This window comes from Phycisphaerae bacterium (assembly GCA_012729815.1).
Taxonomy (GTDB): Bacteria; Planctomycetota; Phycisphaerae; order JAAYCJ01; family JAAYCJ01; genus JAAYCJ01.
Genome location: JAAYCJ010000223.1, coordinates 28,749 through 45,427, shown reverse-complemented (window position 1 = coordinate 45,427; position 16,679 = coordinate 28,749). Strand labels below are relative to the sequence as shown.

Genomic DNA, 16,679 nt, shown 5'->3' with positions numbered 1-16,679 from the left:
CTCGGGCTCGATCATGCCCGAGCGCGACATGATCGACAACTCGATCCACTCGTGCATGACGGTGCGGTTCGATGAGCCGGGAAGTCCGTTGCGGGCCAAGGCTTTGGCCCTCTCGTTCGGCGAACGGTGGCTGATTCTGATCGCTTTGGATCTGGCCGTGCTCAAGAACGCCCACGTGGACCACATTCGCGCAGCGGTCGCCGAGGAACTCGGGCTCGACCCAAAGGACATTGTCCTGAATTGCTCGCACAGCCATTCGACGCCGTTCGCCGAACCGCTCGACCGGCCGCATCCGTTTCTCGACTTGATCACCGGACGGTGTATTGAAACGGCCAAGGAGGCGTGGGCCTCCCGACAACCAGCGAGGTTCGGGCATGGCGTGACTCACGTGGTCGGTGCCTCGTTCAATACGCGCGTGCCTCTGCCGGATGGTCGGGTCAAATTCACCCGCGACTTTCGTGAGGGTCTGGCCAGCGGCCGGCCGATCGATCCGCGGCTGAGCGTGGTCCGCATCGACGACGCGGACGGAAGGCCCATCGCCGGGTGGGTGCGGTTCGCCGCGCATCCGGCGTGCGTGATCTTCGACGCTCCGGTCTCGGCTGAGTATCCCGGCTACATGACCGAGCAGCTCGAAAAGACCGTCAGCCGCGGCGCGCCGGTCCTGTTTGGTTTCGGGTCGTCGGGCGACGTCAACTGCGTGCCGATGTTTGGGACCGAGGCGGACTCCCAGCGGCTGGGGCTGAACCTGGCGAACCTGGTCGCTGAGACGTTCGAGTCGATCCGCACCAAGCCGCCGCATCGGATGGCGGTGGTGTCGGGCGAGGTCGATCTTCCCCTCGATCCGCCGCCGGATCCGCAGACGCTGGAACGCGAGATCGCGGAGGTCGAGCGGTTCATCGCCGATCTGGATCGCGACCCGCGGCTCGAGTGGGTGCTGGGCGTCAACTGCAAGAAAGACTGGCCGGTGGAGAAGAAGAAGTCGCACGCCCGTCCGCTGGCCGAGTGGGCCCGCCAGGTGCGCCAGGCGCTGGCCGACGGCTGGGCGTTTCCCACGAGCTGGCCCCGGCGGATCACCAGCATCGTGGTGGACGATCTGGGCCTGGTGTTCGCCTCGGGCGAACCGTTCGTGGAACTGGGCCTGGACCTGGCCGCGCGAAGCCCGCTCGCCGATACTTTGCTCATGGCGATGGGCAACGGCGCCGACGGGTATCTTGGAACCGATGAGGACCGGCGTCGCGGCGGCTACGAGATGTATACGCTGGTCCGCTACTACAGCCTCGGCGACGACCACCGACCGCTGCCGTACGCCCAGGGCGCGGGCGAGAAGTTCGTCCAAGGATGCCTGGATCTAATCGAAGCGTGCCGGAAGCGGTAAGGACGCCGCCAGGCCATCCACCAGAGGCGGATGACCCTACGACGCACTATTCGAGATCGCGGACCACTTGCCCGTCGCGGCGGATAGATTCGTGAGCCATCAGACCGACGCGGATCGACTCGAGACCGGCCTTCACGCCGGCCAGGGGTTGGGTTCGCGAGTCGATGGCGTGGGCCAGGTCTTCGATGAGTCGCGGGTCGCCGCCGCCGTGGCCTTCGCGACCGGCTGAGGGTCTGTATTCCATCACGTCGCCGCTGTGGCGCAGCTCCATGGTCAGCTTGCCCGCCCGATCGTCGAGCTTGAGCTTGCCCTTGGTGCCGATGAAGATGTACTCGCGATTGTCATCCGGCGTGTAGTGGCATTCGTCGTAGCTGGCCTTCACGCCGTTCTCGAACTCCATCAGGACCATGTGATTGTCGAGGCAGTCGATCTCGCGGCGGAACGCGCACTGGGTCCGCGGGTGGTCGTCGGGCATCCGTTCGGGGCACGCGTGCCGTTCGCCGCACTGCGGACAGCGCAGGCCGTTGGGCTTATCGCCGCCGAAGACGTCGCGCGAGCCGATCGCGGAAACCTGTTGGACCCGCGAACCGGCGAACCAGTTGATGATGTCGAAATCGTGGCTGCCCTTCTGCAACAGCAGGCCGCCGGTGTTGGCGAAGGTGCCGTGCCAGTCGTGGAAATACCAGTCCGAGCCGCTCTTGACCGAATGCAGCACCCAGATGGTGGTCAGCTTGCCGATCCAGCCCTGGTCGACGAGTTCCTTGGCGCGGGCATAGAGCGGAGCGTACCGCAGGACGAAACCGACGACGACCACGCGCTTGTTTCGCTCGGCCGCCTCGACGACCCGCGTGCCGCCGGCGTGGCTGATGGCGATGGGTTTTTCCAGCAGCAGGTCCTTGCCGGCTTCGAGGCAGGCACCGGCTTGTGCTTCGTGGGCGAAGTCGGGCGAGGTGATGACGGCGACGTCAAAGTCGTTCCAGGCCATCAGGTCGTCGAACGATTCAAATTCGCGGACGTCGCGGCTGATGCGGCTCTTGAAGAATTCGCGGCCGTCCTGGCTGGGATCGCAGACGGCGACAAAGCGAAACCGCCCGGTGGCCACCGCCCGTCCGGCCAGTTGATCCACGCCGCGGGCCCCAGCCCCTATCAACGCGGTGGTGTATACCTTCTTCTCTTCGGTCATTGATGGCTTCCTTCGCTCTGAGCGTTTCGTAGTCTCTGCTTTCAGATACAAGGGGGTGATTGTACCGCCTTTCCAACCTCTTGTCATAGTGATGTCAAAGCAGATTCGGCACTGCTATGCCACCGTCGATTAGGCATAATGATTATAAATAAACCCTTGACGCGATTATCTAATTGTTTGTAGACTATATCTAGACTAGTTGTACACGAGAAATCGAATGCATACGCAACTGGAACCATCGAGTTATCGCAAGGCCCCTCAACTGGCCCAACTGCTGCGCGAGCACATCCGTGAAGGAGCGTTCGCTGCGGGTCAACTCTTGCCGCCGGAGACCGAGTTGGCGAAGCGCTACGGCGTGGCCCGGATGACGCTTCGCAAGGCGTTGGGGACGTTGGCGGAGGAGGGGCATCTGGTCAAGCTGCCGCACCGGGGGATTCTGGTGCCTGAAGAGGGCGGCGGCGTGGAAAGTGACCGGTCGCAGCGGACCGAGCGGCGGGTGTCGATGGCGACGGTGTGGGCGGCGGCGCCGGATTACGGGATCACCAAGCGGCTCGAGGGCATCCGGCGGTACTGTGAGCCGCGAGGGGTGGAGTTTGGGAACTGCCTGTTCGCCACGAACGAGGAGGCGCTGGACGCGTTGGAACGGATCGCGGATTACGGGGTGGATGGGATCATGGTGTACCCGTACAAGGATCCCCGCTACGTCGCTGTGCTGGCGCGGCTGATCGATCGCGGTTTTCCCATCGTGAGCTTTCGCGGCCTGAGCGGTCTGCCGTTGAGCACTGTCGGTTCGGATGACAGCGTAGCGGTGTACCGGGCGGTGCATTTTCTGATCGATCGGCATCGCCGGCCGGTGTATTACATCGGCGAGGTCCAGGACGCCGATTCGTCGCCCGAGCGGCATGCCGGCTATCGGGGCGCGATGGAGGACGCCGGGTTCGGCGATCTGGTCGAGTCGCATACGTGGCGGATGGACACCAGCAGCGTCGATCCGCGGTATTGGCCGATGGACAACAAGTGGCTGCCTGGCTTCCAGGTCGCGGAGAGGTTGCTGGCGGAGGCGGCCTGTCCGATGAGCATTTTCGCGGTCAACGACTATACGGCATTGGGCGTGTACAAGGCGGCTGAGCGGTGCGGTCTGACGATCGGTCGGGACGTGTGCGTGGTCGGGGCGGACGATCTTCCGCTGGCGGAGATGCTGGATCCGCGGCTGACCACTCTGCACGCCTCGACGGAACAGATCGGGTTCGAGGCGGCCAGGCTGTTGCACCGGATCATCGAGAAGAAGGCGAACCCGCCGATCAGCGTACGGCTTGCCGCGGAGTTTGTGGTGAGAGGATCGACGGGGAATTGTTGATTGTTGATTGCCGATTGCTGATTTGAGGAAAGCACGAACATGTATGGGTTTGCGGCTCCTTCAAATTCGAGGCTCGAAATTCGACATTCGAAATCCTTTACGTTGATCGAGCTGCTGGTCGTGGTGGCGATCATCGCGGTGCTGGTGGCGATGCTGCTGCCGGCGCTGGGTGCGGCCCGTGAGGCGGCCAAGGGCGCGGCGTGCGGCGGGAATCTGCGGCAGATCGGCTTGGCGATGATGGCGTATGCGAACGACAATGCGGAGTATTTTCCGCCGATGTGCAACGCGGAGTGGAGTTCCAACCCCGGAACGAGCTACGCGTTCAAGTGGTACACGAACCTGTTGATTTACGGGAACTACCTGCCGATGCCTGAGTGTTGGACGACCGGCGACTGGGGTCTGCAGTATCACATGCAGGTATGGGGTTTGGTCACGGACGGGGTGTGGCGGTGTCCGTCGGCGATGCAGATCGGCGAAGGCGGCGGCTACGGCGTCAACGAGTCGCACCTGTTGAGCTACGTGAACACCAACAATTACGCCGGCACGATCCAGATCAGCACACTGGAGCAGCCGAGCCGGTACTGGCTGATCGGCGATGCGTGCCGGCCGCCGGACGTGACGTGGAAGGCGGTCGCCTGCTGGGCTGAGACCTGGCAGTACAATCCGGTCTATCAGCAGCCGAGCCGCCGGCATCACGGCGCGGCGAATGTCGCCATGACCGATGGCCACGTGGAGACGATGGACGTCCAGGGCCTGATCGAGGTTGGTCGATGGCAGGAAGCCTGCACCCTCTTCTATCACCCTCCGTACAGGTAAATCATGCCGCAATCACTCTCCGCCACGATCGTGACGTTGACGACCATCCTGTTTTGCGCCTCGCCGGCGACGGCCCGGCCGCAGTATCGCTGTCCACGGGCGGCGCAGCCGGTGACGATCGACGGCGACCTGGCCGAATGGCGGGACGTTCCGCTGCTGGTGCTGGACGATCCGAGCCAGGTGGTGATGGGTAACTGGGGCGGACCGGCCGACTGCGGCGCGAGGGTGTTTCTGCAATGGGACGGCCAGTGCCTGTACCTGGCGGCCCAGGTCAGCGACCAGACGGTCACGCCATCGTCGAACCTCTCGACGATGTGGATGGCGGATTCGCTTCAGTTCGTTTTCGACACGGCGGGCAATCGCGGCGGTTGGGACGGCGACGACTACCGGTACCAGTTTGGTTTTGTGGCTGAGCCGCAGATGTTCATGGAACTGGTGGTGACGGGCAGCGACCGTCCGCAGCCGCGGCTGGCCCGCAACGATCCGGTTTCGCCGCGTCCGCACGGGCTGGTGGATCGGGCGAAGGTCGCAGCCAGGATCGCCGAGGGCTCGTACGTGGTTGAAGCGGCGATTCCGTGGAACGAGCTGAATCCGCTGATGCCGATCGCGCCGGGCCGGTGCGGCTTCGGCATCATCGTCAACGACAACGACGGAGAGGGACGAAAGGGATGGATCGGCTGGACGCCCGGTATCGGCGAGGACCGCGGGACCGATGAGTTCGGCGATCTGGTGTTCGTCGGCGATTCGACGCTGGAGCTGTTCGCGGCGACGGACAAGCTCGTTTACGGCGACGGCGAGCAGGCGGCGCTGCGGTTCGCGACCAACTCGGATCGCGTGGTGGAGGCGGCGACGCTGACGTGGTGGATCGACTCGCCGGACGGCCGGATGCCCGACGGTTACGCCCACACGGTTCGGTTGCAGCCGGGCCTCAATACGGTGGAGGCGAGTTGGCCGACGGGCGACCATCCGCGAGGAACGTACACGCTGAATGCCCGTCTGGAACCGGGCGGCGGCACGCGGACGCTGTCGTTCGTCAAGGAAAGCGTGGCGTCGATCCATCGCGGGATCGAATCGCTTCGCCAGCAACACCGCGACCTGGATTCACAATTGGCGGAGGCCGAGGCGGCGGGCGTGAACGTGCAGTATCCGCGGGTAACGTCGGCAGCGGTGGCGATCGCGTGCGAATACGCCCAGTACGTGGCGGCGGAGTACGGGCGAAAGCGTCCGGACGTGGCGTCGCGGATGCTCGATCAGGCAGGCAAACTCGTCGCGCGGGCATTGACCGAGGTGCGGCAACTGGCGGAGCGGCCCGTGCTGGCGCCGCCGGTGGTGGCGCCGCTGGACCTCGATCGAGGCATCACGATCCGCGACGGTGGTTTCTACAACGGCGAGCAGCCGGTGATCCTGCTGGGATTGATGGCGGCTGGGCGGTTTGAGCACCACTTGCAGGTGATCGACTGGTCACCGCGGTTAGGCTTTAACTTCCACAACATCACTGAGCCGATGGGACCGAACCGGCACTTGACCCACCGCGGCGAGGTCATTGCGGAAAACGGCGAGTGGGTTCGCCGCATGCTCGACGCGGCGGCGGCCAACCATCTGGCGGTCGATCTGCATCTCCAGGACCACTACTACCACGGCATCTTCTCGGATGAGTTCCCCGATGTATACGACGAGAATCGCTGTCCGGTCGGGTGCCACAGCACATACGCTCCGCGGTGCCTGGAGAACGCGAACAACCGCGAGATCCTGCGGCGGTACCTGGAGGTGCTGATCCCGCGGATCAAGGACAAGCCGGCCCTGCTGAGTTACGACCTGGGCAACGAGTCGAAGTACGCCTGTTCGTGTCGGGCGCGGATGGAGCTATTCCGTCAGTGGCTCCGCCAACGTTACGGCGACCTGGATGGGGTCAACCGGGTCTGGGGAACGAAGCTGGCGTCGCTGGAGGAACTGCCGCCCGCGTACGCGGTCGATTTCCCGCCGCACGCGTATGGCCCGGCGGTCTACAGCGAATTCTATCGCGAGCACGCGGCGGCGCGGTTCGACTACGCGACGTTCAACCAACAGCGGTTCATGGACTGGTTCGGCTTCATGCGCCGGACGGTCCAAGCGATCGATGAAGACGCGCTGACCTGGACCAAGCTGATGATGATCGGAGTGCCGTATCAGGAACACCAGCTTTGCGGTGTGGGCATCGATCGGGAGGCGATGGCCGGGCTGACCGAGATCAACGGCATGGACGGCTGTTTCCTCGGGGTGTACTATCCCGACCTGATCGGCCGGCGGACGGAGCGGGCGTATCGCAACGCCCTGTTCTGCGACCTGCTCAAGTCGCTGGCGCCGGACAAACCGATCATGAACGGCGAGAATCTCTGCGCCGATTACAACTACAGCTTCGTGCCGCCCGAGGCGTACCGGCTGGCGCTGTGGGAGTCGGTGATCCGCGGCCAAGCGATGACGGACATCTGGATCTGGTCGGAGGCCCTGCCGCACACGCCGATATCGCAGTACGCCTCGCGGCCGGAGATGATCGACGCGGTCGGCCGGACGAGCCTGGACATCCGGCGGCTGACGCCGCAGATTGTGCCGTTCTGGTCGTCGCCACGCCAGGCGGCGGTGCTGTACTCGCAGACGTCGATCACGTGGTCCAACGCGGCTGAGGGCGCGATGTACGATGTGTACATGGCGGTCAATAACCTCGGGGCGGCGATCGGGTTTGTGACCGAGCGGCAGTTGGCGGCGGGGCTTAGCGGCGACCTGAAGCTCATCATCGTTCCTCGGGCCAACTACCTGCCTGAGGCCGTCTGCGCGTCGCTGCGCGAGTTCGTGAGCAAGGGCGGCAGCCTGCTGATCGTTCCGCCGTCGCTGGAGGCCGACGAGCACGGCCGAGTGCGCGAGCCGGATGAGTTTCTGGCCCTCTGCCGGCGACCGGTCGTCAGCGGCCTATCCGAGCCCGCCGCGTTCGGAAAAGGGTTCGTGTGGGTCTGCGGCGACGACTTTGCCGATCCGAGGAATGAAGAGCATTGGGACGCTGTGTTTGCCCGCGCGGGCATCGAGCGTCCCGTTCGACTCCTGGATGAAGGCGGTGAACCGGCGTCCGGTATCGAGAGCCGGACCGTCCGGATCGAAGGCGGCTTGCTGGCCTTCGTGCTGAACCGCACGAACACCGCTCGCCGGATCACGATCCGGACGCCGCGGCCGATCGAGTCCGTGCGTGATCTGATCGGCCGGCAGGAGCTCGCAGGCGACCTGGAATTGAAGCCTCTTGACGTGATGCTGCTGGAAATCACCCTCCGCTGACGCTAAGGTATGGGTCCGCAACTTCGCCGCGTGATGTTCAAGAGGAGACGTGGTATGGACCTTGCCGAGCTGTCGCTGGATCAGAAGATCGCCCAGATGCTGCTGGCGGCGTACCGGACGCATGAGAACGGGATGGCCATGGCGCGGGCCGGAGCGGGAGGAATCTGGCCGATCGGGATTCCCAGCGATCAGGCCGAGCCGTTTCGGCGGATCATGCGCGAGCTTCAGTCGCAGGCTGACGTACCGCTTCTGATCTGCACCGATTTCGAGACCGGCTGCGGCCAGCGGATCACGGATGGAAACTGCACCGAGTTTCCCTCGATGATGGCCTTCGGAGCGCTGGCGGACGGGGAAGCGGAGGATCTGGCGTATCGCGCCGGATGCGTCGTGGCCGAGGAAGCGGCGTGGCTGGGAGTTCAGACTACCCCGTCGCCGGTCTTCGACGTCAATACCGTGCCGGAGAACCCGATTTCCAACACGCGTTCGGTGGGCGAAGACCCGCGGCGGGTGGCGCGGATCGCGCTGGCGTACACCAAAGGGATGATGAGCCGCAGCCGATTGCTGCCGCAGGCCAAACACTTTCCCGGCGAAGGCTGTCAGCGGCAGGATCCGCACCTGGGCTTGGAGGTGATCGAGGCGTCGCGGAAGGAGATGGAGGAGGTCCACCTGCATCCGTTCGCGGAGGCGATCCGCGGCAGCGTGCCGGCGATGATGACCAACCACGCGATCTACCCCGCGTTCGATCCGGACTTTCCGGCGACGCTGTCGAGAAAGATCATGACCGATCTGCTTCGACGGAAGATGGGGTTCGACGGCCTGCTGGTGACCGACGCGATGGAGATGCACGGGATCACCAACCGGTTCGGCCCGGAAGAGGCGGTCATTCTGGCGGTCGACGCGGGCAATGACCTTATCCTCGAACCGCCGGAGGGCCACCGGTTCGTCGAATGGGTCCGGAAGGCGATCAAAAAGGGGCGGATCGAGACGGCGACCATCGACGCCGCGGTCGGCCGGATTCTCCGGGCCAAGGCCCGCATCGGCCTGTTCGAAAACGCCCTCGACATGCCCGAGCCGACCACGCCGATCGAGCAGCGGAGGCAACTGGCGGTCGAGATCGCGGAAAAGTCGATCACGCTCATCCGCGACGAGGCGAAGCTGATTCCCGTCGATCCGCGTTCGTGCAATCGCGTCTTCGTTCTGGAACCGCGGCATCCCGGCCACACGCTCGAGTGGGGCCTGCAGTTCAGCATCTTCGGCCTGCTGGAGTTCGCGGGCAAGTATCACAGCCGATGCGAGCACGCCCTGTTCGACGCGCAGCCGGCGGACGAGCAGATCGCCGCACTGGCTGCGAAAGCCCGAGGGGCGGACCTGGTGCTGGTCAGCACGTTTTTCCGCAGCCTGGCGGGACAGACGGGATTGCTGACGAGCCGACAGGTCGCACTGCTCAGGCAGGTGGCGGCGGCGGCGAAGCACACGATCTGCGTGACCAGCAACCCGTACGTGGTGGCGGAACTGCCGTCTATCGGCACGCACCTGGCGTGCTACGGGACCAACAAGACGAGCGTAGCGGCGGCGGTGGATGCGGTCTTCGGACGGCTGCGGCCGCAGGGGCGAGTGCCGGTTACCATACCGGATCACATCGATCCGTCGAAGGTCGAGATCATCGCGCACGACTGAAGAAGAGCGGCGCGGAGCACACGGAAGAAGATAAGCCAGGAGTCAGAAGTCAGTAGCCAGAATGGGAGAAGCGGAGGAGTCCGCTGAGGGTGACAGACCTACACGAACAAATCTCTCCTGTCCGCGTGTTCCACGTGATCCGTCCCACTCTTTCGGGTGTCGTCAACCCGATCAGCCGACGGTTTTGGGCGTCTTCGGGTGGTTGGGCCCGAAGTGCTTGAGGATGACCATCGGTTCCCACCGGCTCGAACAGGCTGTAGCGCACGAAGCGGCTGCGCGAGTTGAGGGTTTCATACATCACAGGTGCACCAGATGGCTTTTCGCCACCTCGAACTGATACGGTCGAAGATCGCTCTCGAAGCGAAACCGCTTGCTCATGGCGACTTCCTTTTGGCCAGACGACGGATGAAGGTGAGGCGCTCGCGTATGAGGTCCCAGCGGCCGTCGGTCAGCCACTCTTGCGGCACGAACGTGCTTTCCATGGCTGGACCGACGCACACGACCTTGCGCCACTCGGGCAGCGTCTCGAGGGTCATCGTGCCGGTCGGGCAGAAGGTGATGCCCGAGTAGATCGCCCCGGCCATGCGAACAGAGTCGCGGGTAGGCCGGGCGAGGATTTCGATCGCCGGGTAGCCCTCCTCCGCCAGCACCCGCATGTACTCGGCGACCGGGCCGGCGGGCATCGGCAGGATGTTGAGCATGGCCGGGGCCTCGGCGATCTTCATCAACACGTGCTCGTTCATCGCGGTTTCTCCAGGATCGGCTGATCGCCGTGCCAGCGGATGCGCGAGAGGTAGATGCCCTCCTCGAGGGTCTTTTCGTCTCCAAAAGTCCCGCGGTAGCAGAGGCGTCCGGCTTGGCGGTTGAGCCGCCGGGTCTCTTCCTTGCGGTCGGTAGTCAGCCACCACTGCCCGTCCTGGTCCTGAATGATTTCGGTGGCGTGGAACGGACCCATGCAGTAGAGCCCCCTTCCGACGAACCACGCGCTTTTGCCGCGGCAGGCGACGAACGCGGTGGGCGTGCGGCTGATGGAGTGCCACAGGCCCGGTCCGTAGGTGAAGAACAGGTGCCAGACGCCGTCCCGTAGGATCACCGCGGGTGACTCGATTCCCATCGTGCCGCGAAGCATCGGCGCCGAGCGGAACACGCAGCCCTCGTCGTCGAAGCGCTTCCAGTCGGTGGTCGAGGCCAGAGCCACGCAGCAGTAGCCATCCTGGTCCATCACGATGTAGTAGATCAGGTAGACCCCGTCGATCAGCATGACGTGCGGGTCTTTGCACGTGCTGCCGGGACAGGCCCAGGCGGGCGGGCTGAGGGCTGGGTTGTCCGGCCCGAGTTCCCAGTGCGAGAGGTCGTGCGACCAGGCCAGCGACATGCCGATGTAGTCCTCGCCGCGCACGTCGTAGAGCATGCCGTAGCGCCCGCCGCAGCGAAAGAGCGAACAGACGCCGCGAGTGACCATGTCGAAGCGGCCCTGGGCCTCGAAGAAGACGTTCTCTTTGAACTTCAGGCTGCGCAGGTCGGGTCCGACGGCGTGGCCGTTGCCCGGTTCGACGGTGTGTCTGGCTGCGCCTTCCCAGTCGCGCTGGGAGAAGCATTGGACGTACTGGTCGCTCTTCCGGATGTCGCCGGTTACGTAGTAGAGGTGCCAGTCGGTTCCATCGTGGATGAACGAGTGATCGACCTGGTAGAAACCCGGCGGCGGCTTGAATACGTGCGTGGTCACGTCGTCGAAGGCGAACTCGGTCGAGGCGAAGAGTTGCTTGTGAAACGCCAGGAACCGGCGTTCGAAGTCTTCCACGCTCATCGAGACGCCAAAATCATCTGTAAGGGCCATGTGGTTGATTCTCCTGTGCCGACGGCGACTACGTTCATCCGACGAAACGGAAGCTGTACAACTCGGCGTCGGCGACGCTGAACTTCAGGCAGCAGCGCCGCCCGACCAGTTCGCCCAGATCATCCTTGCGGTTCCATCGCACCGGAACGGCCACGCTACGTTCCTGCATCTTTGGACAATCGGCGGCTGTGTAACCGTCGATCGGCCGGTTCTCCTCGTCGCGCACCTCCACCTGCACAAAGCCGTAGGTGTTCTGCATATTGACCAGCAGCCGCGGTGCGGTCACCTCGATCGGCTCGGTCAGCACGAACCCCGGATGGTGGGCGGAGAGGGCCACGAAGCGGTCGACCGCCAACGAGGCAACGCCCAGGTAGTTGTGGGCGGTGGCCCGGCCGTACCGATCCGAGTTGCGGGCGGTGTAGTAGATGCAAAGTCGGTCGCCGCAGCGGACCGGCGGGTTCAGCGAGACGTTCAGCGTTTCGCCGTTCCAATCGCCCAACTCGCCGACCGGCAGGAACCGCTGCTTGCCGACCGGCAAGTGATAGTCGCGCCCATCGCGACTGGCGGCCAGGACGATCTCGATCCCTTGCGCCTGCTCGTTGGAGACACCCAGAAAAGCCAGGTATTGATCGCCATAGTTGAACGGCAACATGCCCCAATGCTGCCACGAGAGCCCGAAGTTGGCCTCCTCGCCCAACACCATCGCGCGGCCGTGGCGCGTCCATCCAACGAGGTCCGGGCTTTCGAGGATTTCGATCAGCCGGACAAACTCGTTGAGCCGGTTGCCATCGCCGGTCATGCGGTTGGCCCACATCCACAGCCGGCGGCGGCCGTCCCAGACCACCGAGTAGGTGTCGCCGCCGTCGCGGATCTTTCGCGGCGGCGACCACGTCAGGCCATCCGACGACTCGAGCAGGTAATAGCCGGTCAGGGCACGGAGCTTCTCGAGCCGCGCCGCTGGGAGCTGATCGTTCCATACCTCCAGATGCTGCCCCCACGCGAACATCCGGTACGGCCGCTGAGGGTCGGACGGATCGAGCAGCACCGCGCCGCGAAGGTCGTGGATCGCGTCCGGGTCGCCCTGGGCCAGCAGATCGCCGGTCAGGAAGATGTTGTTGTCCTTCGAGCCGCGCCACTCGACCAAACCCAGATTCGGGCGTTGCCAGTGCAGGCCGTCGTCGGACTCAGCGACGCAGGCCATGACTGCCGACGGATAGTCGCGCGGGTCCATCTCGGTGTGGTTGCCGAAGCACCAGTAGTACATCCGCAGCCGCCCGGTCCGTGGATCGGGTACGACCGAACTGACATACGGGCAGAACATCCGGCCATCCTCCCATGGGGCTTCGGGCCCGCCGGGATGCATGATCGGTTCGGGCGAGTTGGAGACCGCAGCCAAACGGCGACGCAAGCCCCAGATCTGTCGAACCTCCACATCGTCGACAAACAGGTGAAGGTTCGGATCGCAGTGGTCGGTGGTGAAGTTGGCCATCGTCTTGGCTCCCGTCAGGGAATGTAGGCCCCGTTCGATCGTAAGGCGTCCTGAAGCCTGGCGGATGAAACGTCCCGCAGGGCTTCGTTTTCCGTCGTCGCGATCGCCGCCGCGGCGCCCGCCGCTTCGCCGGTGGCCAGGCACGTCGGCATCACGCGAAGCGAGGCCAGCATCTGACGATCGCAGCTTATGCACCGCCCGGCGGCCAGCACGTTGTCAAGGTCGGCCGGCCGCAACGACCGGAAGGGGATGCCGTAGACCTCGCCCGGCCGAGTCCGGCGGTTGTAGTAGAGCTCGTAGTATTCCTCGCGTTCCTCAGCGGTCGGACGTGAGGCGTGAAGGTCAATCGCGTAGTCGTAGACGCACACGTCGTCCTCGTGGCGGTGCGACTCGAAGTAGGCCCGGCCGGTCAGGCGAAAGTCGCCGACTATCCGCCGCGTTTCCCGCACCCCCAGCAGCGACGCCAGATTCACGATCCGGGCCCGCTCGAAACCCGGTACCGTATCCTTGAGGTAATCGAGCAGTTCGTATGCCGTCTCGCGTCCCTCGATGGTCGCCCGCGTCAGGTCGTCGGGGTCGAGGCAGTCCACGTCGTAGACGTGGTTGTAATTGAACACCATCACGTCGGGGCCGAAGATGTCCTTTTCGCCGCGATGGTCCTCGGGGTTGCGCAGGCGTCCCTCGCGTTTGCCGCGGACCAGGGCCTCATTCACTCGCTTGGGATCGCCGAGGCGGGCGCGGTCGATGTTGCCGACGGTGAAGCAGTAGGTGGGAGGCATGGGCGTTTCGGCGACCTCCACCGCCGCCCCGGCTGCGGCGCACAGGTCCGCGTCACCGGTGGCGTCGATGACGATCTTCGCCTTCCACCGTTCGGGACCCGCCTTGCTCGCGGTCAGGATCGACTCGACGCGGCGGCTGCGTACCTGGGCCTCGAAGAACGTGGTGAAAAACCGCACCCGTACGCCCGCCTCAAGGGCCATCCGGTCGAGCACGAGCTTGGCCTTTTCCTTGTCGAACAGCTTCCACCACTGGTTCGGGCCCAACCCCAGCAGGGCGTCGGCCCGGTCGAGGCGTTCGACGAATTCCCACGCCAAGCCGCGAATCCACGGCGGGCCGTGGGGGTCGTTGTAGTTGTACGGAGCGAGCGCAGGCACCAGGCCGCACGTGCCCATCCCGCCCAGGGCCGAGGCGGACTCGATCAGCACCGTGCGGGCCCCGCCTCGCGCCGCGGCGATCGCCGCGGCTGTCCCGGCCATGCCGCCGCCAATTACCATCACATCACATTCATGGTCGGTCATGGTCATGTACGCCGCTCGCATATTGGTCAGACGGAAAAGGCGAACACCTTCGCGGTAAACGCCCGGATGCGGATCGCCTCCGTCTCGCCGACACCGGAAAGGTCGCTGCGCCCAGCCCAGCGGACCACCTGGTCCTCGCTGTCGCCGGTCAGGCGATCGCACTCGGCGAAGGAAAAACCGGCGATCGGATCGGCGTCCGGGTGCAGGCGCGACGGGATGGCCCGGATCAGTTCCACCGCGACCCAGCCGCCGGGCTTGCAGCGGTAGTTCAACCGCAGCTCATTGCGCCTGCGGCCGACGGTGGCGATGGTGAACCGCCCTTCCGCGTCGGCCTCGACCCCGCAGAACCGGTTCGGCCGCCAGCGGGCAAAGCGGATCTCGCCCGGCCGCTGGGGCATCACGCCGCGCGAGTTGTGCAGCCACGACTCGCCGCGATACGGCACCGCCCAGTAACCGTCGGGTAGTTCGACCAGGCCGCCGAACGCGCGAACCTGACAAGACTCGCGGCCCTCGGGCGGACCGACGGGAATAACGGCGCGGCGCTGCGGCCGGTGCCAGATTTCGCCGTCACGGCTGAAAGCGATCTGGGTGTCGCAGTGATCGGTGACCTGGTGATAGATCTGAACGAACATGCCGAACAAGTCGTCGCAACCCGGATAGCGGAAAAAATCGCCCGCGTAGAACGAGACGTCCGGCTCGTCCTGCGGATCGGGCGTGTAGATGACTTTGGCGGCGGGCCAGTGCCAGAAATCCTTCGTTCTCGACAAGCCGATGGCCCGTCGGCCCATGCCGCCCACACGGAGATAGGCGAAGTATTCGCCGCTCTTTTCATCGTAATGGGCGGCATTGGAGCTGTCGGCGGGCATGTCGGCCAGGGGTTCGGGCAGCTTTTGCCAATGAATGCCATCCGGCGAGACCCAGCCGGAGATCCAGTGCCGGCTGACCACCTTCGGGCCGTCATACGAAGGGCCGCCGTACTCCATGGCTTCAAATCGCCGATAGGCCTCTTCGCCGCTGAGGCGCTCGTTGGTCTCCGGATCGAAGTTGGCCCCTTCCTGACCGATGGCTTTGAAACGTTCCTCCGGCCGACCCGCTGGGTCGATGCACGGCCCACCGGTCGGAGCGTCGGCCAGCCTGTTGTTCTGGCGCGAGCCGCGGAACTCCACCTGGCCCAGTTCCGGCCGTTGCCAGTGATAACCATCGTCACTGACCGCGTAGCCCATCCCGCCCAGACCGGGCTCGCGGGTACCTCCCAACGAGGCTGCGGTCTGGTTCGAAGCCGGGTGGGCTGCGTACAGCAGGTGGTACCGCCCGTCGGCCCGCCAGACTTTCAGCGACTCGATGCAGCCGCCGCCTTCCCAGTCGTCCTGAGCCACCAGCAACGGCTCGGTCTTGAGACCTTCTTCGACCCGCAGAGCGACGCCCACCGGTCCGTCGTAGAGATCGTAGTGCCCCTGCCGATCGACTCCGCGGTTGCCCGGGTAGACCATGGACCAGTCCACCAGCGGGGTCCACTGGCCCTGACTCTCCCGCACCGATACCGCCCGTTCGCCCTGGGCGAAGTCCTTTGGTCCGCTCATTTGCACCAGTCCTTTAGAACCATCAAGACGTCGCGCCCTTGCCGTACTTGGCCCGGAGCCAGGTAACAAAACCGTACATCGTCCCGCTGCATTCGAGGTGGGCCCGCATGGTCCGTTCCGCTGCGGCCACGTCGCCCGAGGCGACGGCTTGGGCCACCGCCTGGTGATCGGGCGGCGGCTCGGGCGGCGTTTTGGCCGCCGCCTCCACCGCTTCGCATCGCGAGAGCTTCAACCGATAGATGTCCAGCCGGCCCAACTCGTGGCGCAGCCGTCCGCAGCCGGAGCACTCGGCCACCAGCAGGTGAAAGCCCTCATCGGTCCGCGAAGTGCCCGGTTCGCCGCGACGCACCGCCTCATCCAGAACCCGTCCCGCCTCGATCAACCGCTTGGCCTGATCCGGGGTCATGAACTCGCAGGCCAGCCGGGCGGCCTGGCACTCCACCGCCACCCGCCACTGCAGCCACCCCCACATCTCCTGGGCGTCGATCCGGCAAAGCTGCGTGCCAACCCCCGGCCGCGAGAGGACCACCCCCTCCGCCTCCAGACGCTTGAGCGCCGTCCGCACCGCCAACCGCCCAACCGCCAACCGATCCGCCAGCCGCCGCTCACTGATAATATCATTAAAACTGATATCTCCAGCGTGAATCAGATTAAGAACAGCCCGATACGCCTGCTCAGCACTGCTGTCAATCGCCATTTCCACCATGCGATCTCCTGGTTGCGCAAGTGGTTAACCAATTGGTAAACCACTATAACCGCACGAACGG

12 protein-coding genes are annotated in these 16,679 nt (G+C 64.8%); 5 read left to right on the top strand and 7 right to left on the bottom strand.

Annotated elements, in window-relative coordinates; genetic code table 11:
* Positions 1–13 precede the first annotated feature (13 nt).
* A complete protein-coding gene (locus tag GXY33_14680; protein NLX06381.1) occupies positions 14–1,375 on the top strand; it encodes a hypothetical protein in 1,362 nt (453 codons plus the stop codon).
* A gap of 46 nt (positions 1,376–1,421) precedes the next feature.
* On the opposite strand, the gene GXY33_14675 is transcribed toward GXY33_14680, so the two are convergent.
* A complete protein-coding gene (locus GXY33_14675; GenBank protein ID NLX06380.1) occupies positions 1,422–2,558 on the bottom strand; it encodes a Gfo/Idh/MocA family oxidoreductase in 1,137 nt (378 codons plus the stop codon).
* A 217-nt stretch (positions 2,559–2,775) separates the two neighbouring features.
* Between GXY33_14675 and GXY33_14670 the strand changes: the two genes are divergently transcribed.
* From GXY33_14670 to GXY33_14655, 4 genes are all read left to right on the top strand, one after another.
* Positions 2,776–3,915 (top strand): substrate-binding domain-containing protein, encoded by a 1,140-nt coding sequence (locus GXY33_14670; protein NLX06379.1) that lies wholly within the window; start codon positions 2,776–2,778, stop codon positions 3,913–3,915.
* Positions 3,916–3,993: 78 nt separating this feature from the next.
* On the top strand, positions 3,994–4,731 hold the full coding sequence (locus GXY33_14665) for a DUF1559 domain-containing protein (protein NLX06378.1): 738 nt from the start codon (positions 3,994–3,996) through the stop codon (positions 4,729–4,731).
* A 3-nt stretch (positions 4,732–4,734) separates the two neighbouring features.
* On the top strand, positions 4,735–8,031 hold the full coding sequence (locus GXY33_14660; protein ID NLX06377.1) for a hypothetical protein: 3,297 nt from the start codon (positions 4,735–4,737) through the stop codon (positions 8,029–8,031).
* A gap of 54 nt (positions 8,032–8,085) precedes the next feature.
* A complete protein-coding gene (locus tag GXY33_14655) occupies positions 8,086–9,708 on the top strand; it encodes a glycoside hydrolase family 3 protein (GenBank protein ID NLX06376.1) in 1,623 nt (540 codons plus the stop codon).
* 374 nt (positions 9,709–10,082) lie between these two features.
* Here the strand turns inward: GXY33_14655 and GXY33_14650 are convergent, their stop codons facing one another.
* Genes GXY33_14650 through GXY33_14625 form a run of 6 tightly spaced genes read right to left on the bottom strand, consistent with a single transcriptional unit; the run spans position 10,083 to position 16,618 of the window.
* Positions 10,083–10,451 (bottom strand): hypothetical protein, encoded by a 369-nt coding sequence (locus tag GXY33_14650; GenBank protein NLX06375.1) that lies wholly within the window; start codon positions 10,449–10,451, stop codon positions 10,083–10,085.
* Positions 10,448–11,545 carry a hypothetical protein gene (locus GXY33_14645; GenBank protein ID NLX06374.1) on the bottom strand — a complete coding sequence of 366 codons (1,098 nt, stop codon included), beginning with the start codon at positions 11,543–11,545 and terminating at the stop codon, positions 10,448–10,450. The genes GXY33_14650 and GXY33_14645 overlap by 4 nt, the downstream gene beginning before the upstream one ends.
* 34 nt (positions 11,546–11,579) lie before the next feature.
* Positions 11,580–13,034, bottom strand: a complete 1,455-nt coding sequence (locus GXY33_14640) for a hypothetical protein (protein ID NLX06373.1) — start codon at positions 13,032–13,034, stop codon at positions 11,580–11,582.
* Positions 13,035–13,048: 14 nt separating this feature from the next.
* The gene (locus GXY33_14635) at positions 13,049–14,311 is read right to left on the bottom strand and encodes an FAD-dependent oxidoreductase (GenBank protein ID NLX06372.1); all 1,263 of its coding nucleotides are present in this window, start codon (positions 14,309–14,311) and stop codon (positions 13,049–13,051) included.
* 47 nt (positions 14,312–14,358) lie between these two features.
* Positions 14,359–15,912 (bottom strand): hypothetical protein, encoded by a 1,554-nt coding sequence (locus GXY33_14630; protein NLX06371.1) that lies wholly within the window; start codon positions 15,910–15,912, stop codon positions 14,359–14,361.
* A 22-nt stretch (positions 15,913–15,934) separates the two neighbouring features.
* Complete coding sequence (locus tag GXY33_14625) at positions 15,935–16,618, bottom strand: GntR family transcriptional regulator (GenBank protein NLX06370.1); 684 nt, start codon at positions 16,616–16,618, stop codon at positions 15,935–15,937.
* Between the last annotated feature and the right edge of the window lie 61 nt (positions 16,619–16,679).

What these genes read in the sequence shown, in the direction of transcription:
- GXY33_14680 (NLX06381.1), top strand. Translation starts at nt 14, where the DNA reads ATGCCCGAGCGCGACATGATCGACAACTCGATCCACTCGTGCATGACG.
- GXY33_14675 (NLX06380.1), bottom strand. Translation starts at nt 2,558, where the DNA reads ATGACCGAAGAGAAGAAGGTATACACCACCGCGTTGATAGGGGCTGGG.
- GXY33_14670 (NLX06379.1), top strand. Translation starts at nt 2,776, where the DNA reads ATGCATACGCAACTGGAACCATCGAGTTATCGCAAGGCCCCTCAACTG.
- GXY33_14660 (NLX06377.1), top strand. Translation starts at nt 4,735, where the DNA reads ATGCCGCAATCACTCTCCGCCACGATCGTGACGTTGACGACCATCCTG.
- GXY33_14655 (NLX06376.1), top strand. Translation starts at nt 8,086, where the DNA reads ATGGACCTTGCCGAGCTGTCGCTGGATCAGAAGATCGCCCAGATGCTG.
- GXY33_14650 (NLX06375.1), bottom strand. Translation starts at nt 10,451, where the DNA reads ATGAACGAGCACGTGTTGATGAAGATCGCCGAGGCCCCGGCCATGCTC.
- GXY33_14645 (NLX06374.1), bottom strand. Translation starts at nt 11,545, where the DNA reads ATGGCCCTTACAGATGATTTTGGCGTCTCGATGAGCGTGGAAGACTTC.
- GXY33_14640 (NLX06373.1), bottom strand. Translation starts at nt 13,034, where the DNA reads ATGGCCAACTTCACCACCGACCACTGCGATCCGAACCTTCACCTGTTT.
- GXY33_14630 (NLX06371.1), bottom strand. Translation starts at nt 15,912, where the DNA reads ATGAGCGGACCAAAGGACTTCGCCCAGGGCGAACGGGCGGTATCGGTG.
- GXY33_14625 (NLX06370.1), bottom strand. Translation starts at nt 16,618, where the DNA reads ATGGTGGAAATGGCGATTGACAGCAGTGCTGAGCAGGCGTATCGGGCT.